The organism is Allosphingosinicella sp. (genome assembly GCF_035626655.1).
Lineage (GTDB): Bacteria > Pseudomonadota > Alphaproteobacteria > Sphingomonadales > Sphingomonadaceae > Allosphingosinicella.
Window position 1 is genome coordinate 41931 of record NZ_DASPNF010000009.1, and the last position, 13120, is coordinate 55050.

The 13120-nt window shown below is 68.9% G+C and carries 10 protein-coding genes; all 10 read left to right on the forward strand.

Features of this window, described 5'->3' with window-relative positions:
* Positions 1-5: 5 nt before the first annotated feature.
* Positions 6-3533, forward strand: a complete 3528-nt coding sequence (locus VEC11_RS07810; RefSeq protein WP_464130130.1) for a hypothetical protein — start codon at positions 6-8, stop codon at positions 3531-3533.
* Positions 3533-6847, forward strand: a complete 3315-nt coding sequence (locus tag VEC11_RS07815) for a hypothetical protein (protein ID WP_464130131.1) — start codon at positions 3533-3535, stop codon at positions 6845-6847. Before VEC11_RS07810 ends, VEC11_RS07815 begins: the two co-directional genes overlap by 1 nt.
* Positions 6844-7524 (forward strand): DUF4376 domain-containing protein, encoded by a 681-nt coding sequence (locus VEC11_RS07820; protein ID WP_464130132.1) that lies wholly within the window; start codon positions 6844-6846, stop codon positions 7522-7524. Before VEC11_RS07815 ends, VEC11_RS07820 begins: the two co-directional genes overlap by 4 nt.
* Positions 7524-7883: a hypothetical protein gene (locus tag VEC11_RS07825; RefSeq protein ID WP_464130134.1), complete on the forward strand. Its 360-nt coding sequence runs from the start codon at positions 7524-7526 to the stop codon at positions 7881-7883. The genes VEC11_RS07820 and VEC11_RS07825 overlap by 1 nt, the downstream gene beginning before the upstream one ends.
* On the forward strand, positions 7883-8647 hold the full coding sequence (locus VEC11_RS07830) for a hypothetical protein (RefSeq protein WP_464130135.1): 765 nt from the start codon (positions 7883-7885) through the stop codon (positions 8645-8647). The genes VEC11_RS07825 and VEC11_RS07830 overlap by 1 nt, the downstream gene beginning before the upstream one ends.
* Before the next feature lie 200 nt (positions 8648-8847).
* Positions 8848-10245, forward strand: a complete 1398-nt coding sequence (locus VEC11_RS07835; protein ID WP_464130137.1) for a glycosyl hydrolase 108 family protein — start codon at positions 8848-8850, stop codon at positions 10243-10245.
* Positions 10242-10496 carry a hypothetical protein gene (locus tag VEC11_RS07840; protein ID WP_464130138.1) on the forward strand — a complete coding sequence of 85 codons (255 nt, stop codon included), beginning with the start codon at positions 10242-10244 and terminating at the stop codon, positions 10494-10496. Before VEC11_RS07835 ends, VEC11_RS07840 begins: the two co-directional genes overlap by 4 nt.
* Complete coding sequence (locus tag VEC11_RS07845) at positions 10496-10873, forward strand: hypothetical protein (protein ID WP_464130140.1); 378 nt, start codon at positions 10496-10498, stop codon at positions 10871-10873. Before VEC11_RS07840 ends, VEC11_RS07845 begins: the two co-directional genes overlap by 1 nt.
* 319 nt (positions 10874-11192) lie before the next feature.
* Positions 11193-12104 carry a glycosyltransferase family 2 protein gene (locus VEC11_RS07850; protein WP_464130141.1) on the forward strand — a complete coding sequence of 304 codons (912 nt, stop codon included), beginning with the start codon at positions 11193-11195 and terminating at the stop codon, positions 12102-12104.
* Positions 12101-13120 (forward strand): hypothetical protein, encoded by a 1020-nt coding sequence (locus VEC11_RS07855; RefSeq protein WP_464130142.1) that lies wholly within the window; start codon positions 12101-12103, stop codon positions 13118-13120. The genes VEC11_RS07850 and VEC11_RS07855 overlap by 4 nt, the downstream gene beginning before the upstream one ends.

Below are 13120 nucleotides of genomic sequence, written 5' to 3' on the forward strand. Positions count from 1 at the left end.
CCGTCATGTCTGACTTCATCGTTACCGCGCGGATGGTCGCCGAGGCCTCGGGCCTCGTCGCAGGCGCGAACCAAGGCAAGGAGGCGCTGAAGGCCCTCGGCGGCGCGGCGCGCGAGGCGGGCCAAGCGGGGCGCGGCTTGGGGCAGGCGTCGGGGGAGCAGGCGCAACAGCTCCGCGCCGCCGCGACCGCCCAGGTTTCCCTGACGAGGGCGCAGCTCGAAGGGCTGAACGCCCTATCCGGCATCGCGCAACAACTGCGCCAGGCCGAGCTGGCCCAGCGCGGCTTTACCCAGCAGGAGCTAGCTGCGGCAGCTGCCCTCGGCGTGTTCGCCCAGCGGGCTCGGGCAGCAACAGCCGCGAACCGAGAACTCACCGTTTCTGTTGGGCAAGCTCGTGCCGGCGCCACCCAATTGGCAGCGAACCTAGGCGACGTTTCGCTCGGCCTCGCCATGGGGGTGAACCCCGGCATGATCTTCGCCCAGCAGATCGGCCAGATCACCCAGGCCGTCTCCCTCATGCAGGGCGGAACCAGCCGCTTCGCCGCCTTCATGGTGAGCGGTTGGGGGATCGCGCTGACCGCAGGTGTGACCATCCTCAGCGCCCTCGTCGCCGGCCTGTTCGGCGCCTCCGAGGCAACCGACACCAATGCGACCGCCCAGCGCCAGGCGATCAGCGCGAGCGACGCGCTCAGCCAGGCGCAGGGCGCGCTTGGCCAGATGTTCGACCTGACCACCGGCAAGGTGACCAGGAACACCGAGGCAATCCGGCTCAACACGATCGCGATCGCGCTCAACCTTCGCACCCAGGCGCAGAGCCAGCTCCTGCAGTCTCGCGGCGCCATCGCCTTCGGCAACGCCCTGCCCGACATCTTCAACCGCATGGCCCAAGACAGCAGCCTGTTCGGGGGCCTGCCGGGCAGCATTGGCGGCCAGTCGGCCTCGGCCAATCAGGAGATCCTGCGGCGCTTCAGGATCGGCAGCGGCCCCACGGCTGATCAGAGGGCGGCGGCGATGGCGGCGCTATCCGATCGGCAGAACGAGGAGCTGCGCCGCGCCGCCCGCGAAACCGACCGTCACCTGGCAGCCCAGCATCGCGAAGCGGCGGCTGCGACGCAGCGGCTCCTGGAAGCGGTCAATAATGAGGTCCAGGGTGCCGACGCACTCCGGATCGCGGACGAGACCCTCCGCTCGGTTGCTTCGGGCCAGCTGAGCAGCTCGCTACGGCGGTCAGGCTCCAGTGGGCGTGGACGCACTCGTAGGCCGACCGATCAGACCGAGTTCGGCGAGGATGCCGGCGACCGCATCCGCGACCTGGTCGGGCAGTTCAGCGACACTCCGCCCCAGGTGGAAGCGGTGCGCCGCGGCCTTGCCGACCTCGATGACCTCATGTCGGACATCGAGCGGCGGCGCCCGCCGAACTGGCAGGCCCTGCTCGAACAGGCGCGCGCGGCCAGGCCGGCGATCGAGGCAGGCCTCAACCGCCCCTTCAACGAGTTCATCCGCTCCCAGGACCAGTCGCTGCAGCTAATGCGCCTGCAGGCCGAGGGACGCGACGATGAAGCCGAGGCGCTGCAGGCCATCCTCCGCCTCGAACAGCAGATGGGTCCGCTCAAGCGCGAGCAGAAGATCGAGATCCTTAACAACGTCCGCGCCCTGCAGGAGCAGCAGCGCGCGACCGAGATCCTGCGCCAGCGCCAGCAGCTTTACCTCAATGCCCTCGGAGAGACCCGCAAGGCCCTTGTCGCCACCGTCGAAGGCGCACTGGGCGGCGACCTCAGCAACCTCGCCAATCTCCCGCGGCAGTTGCTGGCCTCGTTCAACCGGTTGACCGCCGAGAGCATCATCGAGCGCCTGTTCGGCAACTCCTTCCGCGCCCTGGAGGACGAGATCACCGGGCGCAACCGGGTCAGGGATGCCAACGAGGTCTATGCCGCCACCACTGAACGGGCGACGGCGGCGGTTGGCCAGGCGACGGACGTGCTGGGCAATTGGACGGCGGGCCTGATCGAGAGCCTGAGACAAATTCAGGCGGCCAGCGATGGCGCCGCCCAGAACCTCGCCAATTGGAATGCCGGGGGCGGTGGCGGGGGCGGCGGCGGGCTCGGCTTCGGAAACGGCGACATCCAAGGGTTGCTGGGCGGCGCGTCCGGCGGGGATGGCAGCGATGTCCTGGTCATCGGCACGACCGAGATCACCCGCAACCCTCGCATCTTCTTCCAGAAGATGGTCGAGGGGCTCCTGCAGGGCATTCTCGGCGATCAGTTGGCCGGTCTGCTGTCCAAGGGCATCAGCCGCGGCCTGGAGGGAGCTGCGATCGGCAGCATGGTGGCCGGTGTCACCAAAGCGCTCGGCATCAAAACCTCCACCACGGGCGCCCAGATCGGGGGCGCCCTCGGCAACCTCATCCCCGGCCTGCCTCCTGGCGTGGGCTCCGCGATCGGCGGGCTGCTCGGCGGGCTGCTCGGCGGCGCGCTCGCCTCGACCAAGCGCGGATCCGCGACGATCACCAGCGTCGATGGGCGGGCCACCACCCGAGGCAACAGCTCGGAGTTCATCTCCCAGGCGACTTCCATGGCCGGGAGCATCCAGAGCGGCCTTCAGCAGATCGCGGACCAGCTGGGCGGCCAGCTCGGCGCCTTCGCCGTGTCGATCGGCGTACGCGACGGCAAAATCCGCGTCGATCCGACCGGCCGCGGCGTCACGAAGACGAAGAAGGGTGCCGTGGACTTCGGCGATGACGAGGCCGCGGCGGTCATGTTCGCGATCATGGACGCGATCAGGGATGGCGCGGTGACGGGCCTCTCCGCGGCCGTCCAGAAGGCCCTGCAGTCATCGACCGACATCAGCAAGGCGCTCCGGGAGGCCCTGAAGGTCGACGAGGTCGAGACGCTGCTCAAGGGGCCGATCGGCGCCATGACGAAGCAGCTGCGCGAGTTCGAGCGCCAGGCGGCCGAGCGGGTCCGCATCGCCCGGCAGTATGGCTTCGACGTCATCGAGATCGAGAAGATCAACGCGGCCGAGCGGCTGAAGCTGGAGAAGCAGCTTCTCGAGGAACGCACCGGCGCGCTCCAGCAGCTGCTCGACGACCTCAATTTCGGGGACCTCTTCGAGGGTTCGATCACCGACCAGGTCGCGCGGATCCGCGAGCAGCTGGCGGCGGCGACGGCCGAGGCCGAGGCCGGCATCGAGGGCGCGGCCGACCGACAGGCTGACCTCAGCCGCCAGCTGATCGACCTGCTGCGCGAAGGCTTCGGCACCGCCGGCCCGGAATTTGCCGGCGGCCTGGAGCAGGCGCGGACAGCGGCCGAGCGCGTCATCCAGCTGGAGAATGAGCGGCTGAAGGCGGCGCAGGAGGCGGTGGCGGAGACGAACGCCCAGCTCAACGAGGCCAATGACCAGCTGGCCGTGCAGAACACTCTGTTGCGGGGCATGTCCGGCGGCATCGACGCGATCTCGGCGGGGATTGACCTGCTCAATATCAACCTCGGCGTGTCTGGCATGGTGCCGACCGGCCGCTCGACGCCTCTCAACTGATGACGAAGGTCGTCCTCGTCACTGTCGCGCCGCGCAACCCGGCAACCGGGGCGACGACGACAATCCGGCTCGCCGGGGGAGGGGATCGGAAGCCCTACCTCTATGGTGGCAATTCCTACCGCGCGGGTGTCGCGGCGCTCCCGCGGCTGCGCGCCGAGATTGGGTTCGATGAGAAAGGTTGGACGGGAGACATCGTGCCCCAGACCGGCGCGATCAGCTGGGCGCCGTATAGCAAGGCCGGGCTGACCGAGCTTGCCGCCTACTATTGGCCGAACGCGGCGATCACGATCCAGACGGGCGAGGAGGAGACAGGGATCTTCACCACCCTGCTCACGGGCAAGGTGGCGGACGCGACCGTCCAGGGGCACAGGCTGGTGATCACCGTCGCAGATCTCTCCGACGATCTCACCAAGCCCCTGGTCACCGCCCGCTTCGCCGGCACCGGCGGCATCGAGGGCGGAGCCGAGGCAAAGAACCGGATCAAGCGCCGCACTTGGGGACGCGCCTTCAACATCGAAGGCCGGGTGCTCGACAAGGCCAACAACATCTATGAGTTCGGCGACCCCAGCTTTCCCTGGCAGTCGTTCGAGATGCTGCGCGACAAGGGCCGCGACGCCGCGCCTGCGCCGACAGTGGTCGCTTGGCAGGGCTCGATCGCCGCCACCCTCGCCGCCCTGGTCGCCGCGGCGCCCGCAGCCGGGTCCGGGGCGGTGGCGCCGTCCATCGCATGCGCCAAATGGTGGACCCAGCCTGCCGGGCCGCTCACGGCCGACGTGAAGGGCGAGATCGGCGCCGGCTACGTCGAGACGGCCGCGTCGATCGCGGCGCGGATCCTGACCGCTGTCGGCGGGCCTGCGGTCACCAACACGGCGACGGCCGATGGCTGGCGCAACGGCGTGGCGGGGATCCATGTGGACGAGGATGAGACGATCGCCCAGGCGATCGACCGGCTCCTCCTCGGCGTCTCCCTCGTCTGGAAGCTCGATCCCGCGGGTACGGTGACGATCCGGGAATTCACCTTCACCGGCCCGGTCGAGGCCCTGCGGTCGGAGGACGTTGAGCGGCTGCGCTCCATCAAGCCGATCAAGACCCGCCGCGTCGGCTACCAGCGCGCCTACCGGGTCCACAGCGATGGCGAGATCGCCTCGGTGCTGCTCCAGCTGGACGCGGACGCTGCCGCGGCGCTCAACGCGGCCGTCAGCGCCTTGGCCGCCGCGGCCGACGACAATGTCTTCACCAAGCAGGAGAAGGCCACCTTCCTCTTGCCGACCGTGGCGGAACTCGACGCCCGCTATACGAATGTGGTGGCCAGAGCAGCTGCCTTAGGCGTCAGCACGGCGACGGCAGTGAGCGCACGTTCAGTGCTCCGGGCCTATCTCGCCGCTCTGACGCCCGCCTACGACGACGTTGCGCAGGATACGACGCTGTCCACCAACCTCATCGCGGCCTTCCCAGGCGGGTGGCCAGCGGACTGCACGATCTCCACCAGCGGCATCTACACGCGCTTGAACGACACCAGTTCGGGGGCCTTCCAGCACGCTTGGAATAGCTACAATGTCACCGCCGGCCAGACCGTAACTTGGCTCGTGCCGATCAAGAAGGACGCGGTCGCAGGGGCCACCCGCAAGCCCCTGTTCCGCGTCTTCGATCAGACCGATGGCACGTTGATGTGGACGGACTGCTACGTCGATACCCAGGCCGGCTCGGTGAGCGTCGGTGGCTCGACTGTACCTGCCGTCGCCGTGGTCCTCAGCCTGAACGATGCCGAGTGGGCCCTGTTGCTCACCCTGGTCGTGCCCGCCAGCGTAACGGTGGCCAAGTTGTTCATCTACCCGGCGGCGCAGACTGGTGGCTCCACCGTGCCGAACGCTACCGGCGCTATCGACGTGCGGGACCCCGTGTTCGTGGTCGGTGACGTCGACAAGGCCGGGCGGGATGTCTTCCGCTATCGACTGGCCTACTATTCTGGGAGCCTAGACGCCCTCGCCAAGGCCATCAGCGAGGCCGACACGCTTTGGGCCAACCAGAATGGCGCCAACATCCCCGGCTCCAATGCCTCCGGCGGTGACAATCTCATCAAAGACCCCTTGCTGCTCGACAGCGGGCTGGAGGACTGGTTCTTTGAGGCCGGCACCACGCGGGTAGCAGGCGGCGCAGGCGATCCGGTCTATTTCGCGCGGACGGCGGCCCTGCCGAGCAATGGCTTGGGGCAAGACATAATTCCGGGGATGACCTATCCGACGCCGCAGCTCATCCCGTGGAACCCTGACGAACCTCTCTATCTATCGTGCCGGTTCAGGTTCAACGGGGCCGGCGGCGGCCGACAGCTCTTCTTCTATGTCATCTGTTGGAACGCAGGTTTCGGCAGCGAGGGCGCCAGCGTTTACAATGCAATGGAGGCCGTTGGCACCGGCTGGACGCTGAACAAGGCTCCGAAGTTCACGGTGCCAGGGAACACTGCCTACGTCACGGTCATCTTCGCCCCGCTGAACGTCAATGGGATGACGTTGCAGGCGGATGTCGGAGACTTCCGCATTGGCAAGACGGAGCTCGGCGCCGACGTCACCTTGACCCTCACTCCGGCGGCGGATCAGGCATTCAGTGCGACCTATACCGGCTCGGTGACGGACACCCTGCCGCGCCTGATCGTCAACCAGCTCAAGGCTGGCAACGTCGATGTGTCGTCGTTGGCGTCGTGGACCTACACGCCCAACGGCTGCGCGGTGTCGACCTCGGGCCTGTCCGGAGGGCAAGTCAATATCACCGCCGTTTCAACGGTAAATGCGACCCTGAAGGTCGAGGCGGCCTATCTCGGGACCACTCGCTCGAAGACGATCACGATCACCAGGAAAGACGGCCCCATTCCATCAGACGGCGGTGGCTCCGGGGCGACCTCGTTCTGGGTCGATCTCGCCGGAGACGTGAATGAGGGGGCCTATGACAGTACGCCTATCGTGCTGACGCCCTCCGGTCTGCGCATGCGCTCAAACGCTTCCGGCCAGATCAGGCTCGTGGCGACCGCCGAGTACAATGTCGGCGTCGGCTTCAACAAGTCCGGCACGATGGCGATGAAGTGGCAGCGCTCGCCCGACAACTCGACCTGGACCGATGCCGGCGTGTCGGCAACCGGCTCGGGGGCGTTCAGCGGTGACGGCAATTTGGACACCAGCGTCACCGGCTACGCAAACACGAACGCTCTCGCGACGGGAATGTCGGCGAGCACCGACTATTACCTTCGCCTGATCGCCATCATTTCCTCCGGCAACGGCACCCACCTCTACGTCACCGGCAGTGCGTCAGGAGCACAATCGTGAGCGAGCCAACCGGTCCCATCTTCCCGCCTAAGGAAGACCGGGTCATCCCGCCGCCGCCCCCGCCGCCGAGTTCGATCGTCCTCCTGCCGACGCCGATCGAGGGGGCGCCGGAGCCGGGCCAGACGATCAGCGAGGATCCGCCAACGCACGCGCTCTGGCGAGAGGCGAGTGTCGAGTTCGTCAACCCGTCTGATTATGCCGGGGGGAACCCGGACCTCGTGCCGATCGAGGAAGGCTGGTGCGGGCCGTTCATGGTGCCGGACTTTGCGAACCGGACCTTCGTGCCCGATCTGGACGCCGCGCGCGCATGGATGTGGGAGCGGGTGAAGGCCCGCCGCGCCCAGCTGGAGACCTCGACGGCGCCGACGCCCTTCGGAGCCGTGCAGATCGACGAGAAGTCCAAGACGAAGATCAGCGGCCTCGCGCTGGCGGCGACGATCGCCTTGGCGGCGGGAGCGCCCTTCGAGGAAGAGTTCACGATCGCGAACAACAGCGTGGTCGTGCTCGATGCGGAGGCAGCCCAGGCGATGGGCCTCGCCGTCGCCGCCCATATCTCGGCGATCTACGCGGTGGCGCGCGACTTGCGGGCCCAGATCGACGCCCCGGGGCAAAGCCTTGCGGAAGTCCTGGGTGTGGATGTCGACGGCGCGCCCTGGCCGGCAGAGGGAGAAGGCTGATGCCCGTCGATGCAGGTCTGGTTGATTGGTTGAAGACCGGGGCCAAGTTCGAGGCCTCGACCGACGCTGGCATTGCCGCAGCCTGGGGCGCCGATGCGGCGGAGACGGAGATCGTCTCGCCGCTCGCGCTGCTGGCCGACGCCGCGGCCGAGGCGGTCCGGCAGGAAGCCTTCCTGAAGGGGCCGCTGGTGATCGACCGGCATGTGGTTCGCGGCCTCAAGGCCTATCTCGTCGGCAGGCCGGCAACGATCACGATCGACCGGCTCGGCTACGACGCCGGGGTCGATGTCTTCGTGATCGGCGCCGAGGAGCGGGACGGCGTCGAACTCACCAATCTCACCGTGCTGCGGAGGCTCTGATGGCCAACATGCTTCTGGTCAAACCCATCGTCGCCGGTGCGGTCGCGGCCTCGACGGGCGCGAACGCCGCGAACCTGCTGACGCCGGATCCAAAGGAGGCCTGGTCGAGCACGGCCGCGGGTGCCGCCTCCAATCTCGACTTCGACTTCGGCGCTGGCATTTCCATCGACTCCGTGTTCATCGGCTTCATCGGAAACGCTGCGGCGCCGACCGTCAGCTGGACGAGCGGAGCGGCCGCCTACACGACCACCAATCGCCTCGCGACGACCAGCGCGCTCGCCCCTTCCCGCCTTGCCTCCCCTCCGCGCAGGCACGGCTTCTGGCGGACGGCCGCGCCGTTCAGCGACCGCTTCCACCGCCTCGTCTTCACGCCCAATGTCGCGGCGACCGTCACCATCGGCATCGTGGTCTTCGGGCTGGCCCTGCAGACGACCTACAATCGCGAGTGGGGCGCTGGGCGCCGCATCATCGACACCGGAGAGGTGGAGCGTCTTCCCGGCGGAGGCTTCGGCCTGGGCGACGGGGCGGTCAAGGGCGCCTTCTCCTGGACGTGGGGCGACCTCACCGACGCCGAGGTCGACGCGATCTACGGCGTGGGCCTCGACCGCGGGACACGCCGGCCGATCGTCGTGGTCGAGGATCCGGCCGACGCCGCAGGTCTGAACGAGGGGCTGCATTACAGCCTGTTCGACCGGTTCGAGCCCTATGAGCGACAGAACCCGAACCTGACGCGCTGGTCATTGTCGGTGGAGCAATGGGTGTGACGGCGTCCGCCAACGGAAGCATGGCGCCCTTTAGCCTTCGTGCAACGAAGGCGACGGCCGCCGGCAAGGGCGGGGAGCCCAGGAGGGTCAGCGACCCCGGACCCCTTCAAGCCCTTGCCGGCAACGCAGTCAACCGGAGCCGCCCGATGAGCATTACGCCCAACGCCAGACCAAGGCTCACCCGAGATCGGGCGATCCGGATGCTGGCTCGCAAGGGCGTCAACCTGGAGACCACTCCCTTCGTCATCGGCGGCCTGCGCGGCAATTTCCCGAAGAGCATGGGGCCGACGGCGGGCAACGACCGCGACACCTATGACGACGGCTTCTTCATCCTCACCGCGACGTTCTTCCGGACTTACAACGGCAACAGCGACCCGTCCGGCCGCAAGACGGGCCGCGCCTCGCTCGTGCCTGGCGTCTATCCGGTCTACAAGTTCGACACGCATCGCGGCACGAAGCGCCAATATCCGGCGATCTGCCAACGCCGCGGCGAGGTCACGGTGCTGCGCGACGGCAACCCGCCCCGCCTGGACACCGGCAGCCATTTCGGCATCAACATCCACGAGGGCGGGAATTGGGGCACGTCGAGCCTCGGCTGCCAGACACTGCCGAACGACCAGTGGGAAGGCTTTTACGCCGACGCCAAGCGCGAGGCGATGGCGGTCTATGGTGATCGGTGGGATGACGAGACGATCACCTATGTCCTCTTCGACATGGCGGCAGAGGACCTGGTCGAGGCCTCCGCTCAGCCTGGTCCGGCGCCCGCGGCCCCCACGACCCCGTTGCCGGCCGCGCCGCCTGCGCCCGCGGTGCAGCCCGCCAGCTGGTGGGATGAGACGCTGAAGGCTGCGGCGGAACTGGGCGCGACGTTTGGGGCATCCGCCGCGCTCGCCGCGCCGCTGGTCCTGCCGGACCCGGTTGCCGTTGCTCACGCTCCGCAGGCACTCCTGACGCCCAAGGGCCTGTTCGCTGGCTTCATCGCGGCCCACGAGGGCGGCCTTTCCGTCCATCCGAACGACAACGGCAACTGGTATGATCCGGCCCGTTATCGCGAGCAGCTCCCGCAGCGGCGAGGCTTGGGCACCTTGGTCGGCTCCAAGTATGGCGTCACCGCCTACGCGCTGATCGCCTACCGGCTGCGCAAGGATATGCCGTTGGCCGAGGCGCTGCGCGTCACCGGCGAGACGATGGCGGCCCTCGACCTGGACACGGCGATCGATATCGGGGTCGAGCTGTTCTACCGGCAGCCCGGCTTCGAGAAGCTCGCCTGGAACCGCGTCACCATGTCGATCGTGGACAAGGGCTGGGGCTCCGGGCCGGTCACCGCGATCGACATGCTCCAGGAGCTGATCGGGGCCAGCACGGTCGGCGGCATCGGGCCGGAGACGACCGGCAAATATGCCACCTTCCTCGGCCAGCACGGCGAGGAGGGAGCGGCGCGCCTCTGGGCGGACAAGCGCAAGGCGTTCGATCTGCACGTCGCCACGAACCAAGGCCCCAGCGACCCGGACCGCGTCTTCCTGAACGGTTGGAACAACCGCACCGACTCCTTCCTCCCCGGGACGCCCTGGTGGCGTCAGGCAGGCGGTGAGGCATGAACTTCGAGCATCCAGCGGCCTCCTATATCGCGACGCTCGCGGCGATCGTCATCCTGTGCATCGTCGGCGCGCTCGTCGTCGTGCTCTCCCCCGCCGATACGGACGTCGCGCTGGCGCGGCTGATTGGCGCGCTTGCCTTTATCGGCACCGGCGTGACCGGTCTGATCGGCGTCATCAGCGCCTTCCGTCCGCGCTCCCCCAATCCCGGCCCTGCCAGGCAGGACGCCAATCAGCAGCAGGAGCAACTCTAATGGCTCTCCCCGCCTTCCTGGCGCCGGCCGCGATCGGCGGCTTCTTCAAGCGCTCCTGGCCGTTCATGCTGGCCGGCGCCGTGGGGCTGATCCTGCTCCTGACCTATTGCGAGGGCCGCAAGGCCGGCTCGAACGCCGCCGATCTCTCCCGCGAACGCGGGAACGTGAAGATGCTCGAAAACACAGCCGCTGCGAGCGAGAACGCCGCCGCCGCCCGGCTCGACGACCAGGAGCGGCAGCAACAGGAGCAAGCCCAGCTCCGGAGGGTGACCGACAATGCGAATGATCCTGCTCAGCGCCGTCGCGCTTTTCACCGTTGCCTGCGCGACCAGCAGGCCGCCCGAGCGGCAGGTCGCCCAGCACCCGTCTGCCAGTGACGTAGCCAGCCCGCGCTGCATCGGCCAGGAGCCGGCGGCGCTGTCGGATGAGCAGCTGGCGTCGGACGAGGCGGGCACCACGCACCATGGCGACGACTTCGCCGCCGCGGTGATCGATTGGGGTCGATCCTGCGAGGCAGCCCTCTCCCGCGTCTGCAGCTTCCACCGCGACCTTGGGATGGGGCTTCCGGCGGACCTGCGCTGCGACGTGGCGAGGCGTCAGCAGGAGTGAGGTGAGGGCGGGCGACAAGCCCGCTTTCACGGCCTTTGCAGGACAGTTTCAGGGCTCTTTCTCATCGGTAATTTTTGGCCAGAATTTTTGGCCCGCTACAGGGTCAAGGCGGTGGTCCTCCACGATGCCGAGGATGTCGTCCACTCGGCCGAGCTCGCTCTGTTCGACGCGCTGATCGAGCGGCACGACCTCGTCCAGCTGCCCGTCGTGCCGCTGGTCGATCCCGGCTCCCGCTTCGTCTCCGGCCATTATCTCGACGAGTTCACGGAAGCGCATGGCAAGGAGCTGGTGGTGCGGACCGCGCTGGGCGCGAGCCTCCCGTCGGCCGGCGTCGGCTGCGCGATCTCGCGCGCGGCGCTTGCCGCGCTCGCGGCCGAGCGCGGCGCCCCCTTCGATCCCGAGTCCCTGACCGAGGATTATGAACTCGGCCTCCGCCTCCGGATGATGGGCCGGCGCGGCGCCTTCGTGCGGCTGCCCGCCGGGCCCGGCCGGCCGGTGGTCGCGACCCGTGAATATTTCCCGGCGGCGCTCGAGGCGGCGGTCGCGCAGAAGGCGAGGTGGATGACCGGCATCGCTTTGGCGGGCTGGGACCGGCTCGGCTGGTCCGGCGGCCTTGCCGAACGCTGGATGCGGCTGCGCGACCGGCAATCCCCCATCGCCGCTTTGGTGATGGCCGCCGCCTATCTGGCGCTGGCGCTCTGGGTGCTGCTGCTGCTCGCCCACTGGCTCACACCTTGGGAGCTGCCGCCCTTCGGTCCGGTGCTGAACGGGCTGCTGGTGCTCAATTCCGTCCTTTTGCTCTGGCGGCTGGCGGTCCGCTTCGGCTTCGTCGCGGCCGCCCATGGCTGGCGCGAGGGGATCAGGTCGCTGCCGCGTACGGTCACGGCCAACATCGTCGCGATGATGGCGGCGCGGCGCGCACTCGCCCGCTATCTCTCCGGCCGCAGCCAGTGGGACAAGACGGCGCACGCTTTCCCCCATCAGGTCCCGGCGGAATGAAGGCCGCGCCCGTCCGCTTCCTGCTGGCGGTGCTGCTGCTCTGGGCCGGCGTCCGCGCCGCAATCCTGCTGCCGGACTGGTCCGGCGGCCTCGCCCCGGTGCCCACCGCCACCGCCGCGCCGGTCAGGGTGGCGGGCCCGGCGCCATCAACAATGCCGGTCGCGGCGGCGGCGATGCCCGATCCTGCGCGCATTTCGATGCGCGGCCAGCCGTCGTCAGCGGAGATCCGGGCCCGTCCGCAGCCGATCTTGCTCGCAGCGACGCCGGGCTTGGCGGTGCGCATGCCTTCACCCGCGCCGCGCATCGGGCGTCCGGGCTTGCCGGCCGCGGCACCGCCGCCGGCCCTGATACCGACCCCGCTTTCCCTCCCCGCGCGCACCGGCCCCTCGCGCTGGTCCCTCTCCGCCTGGCTGCTCGTGCGCGACGAAAGCCGCGGGCCCGCTTTGGCGCCCGGCGGCACGCTCGGCGGCAGCCAGGCCGGCGCGCGCCTCACCTTTGCCCTCGGCGGCGGCGTCGCGCTCAGCGGGCGGGCCTACCTGCCCCTGCGCGAGACGGCGGCTGCCGAGCTGGCGGCGGGGATCGACTGGCGGCCGTTGCCCTCGCTTCCCGTCAACCTCCTTGCGGAACGGCGGCAGCGGCTTGCACGGGACGGCCGCTCCGCCATCGCGCTCGCCCTCTATGGCGGCGCCAGCCGGGCGCTCACGCCCCGGACACGCCTCGACGTTTATGGCCAGGCGGGCGTGGTCGGCCTCCGCTCGCGCGATCTTTTCGTGGACGGCTCGGTCCGCCTCGGCCGCCGGATCGGTCCGGTCGAACTCGGCCCAATTGAAATCGGGGGAGCCGCCTGGGGCGCGGCCCAGCCCGGCGCCGCCCGTCTCGACGCGGGCCCGAGCCTGTCCTGGCGCCTGCCCGTCCGCGGCGCCAATCTGCGCCTGCAGGCCGACTGGCGCGTCCGCCTCGCCGGCGACGCCGCGCCTGGCTCCGGCCCCACCCTCACCCTCGCCGCGGATTTTTAG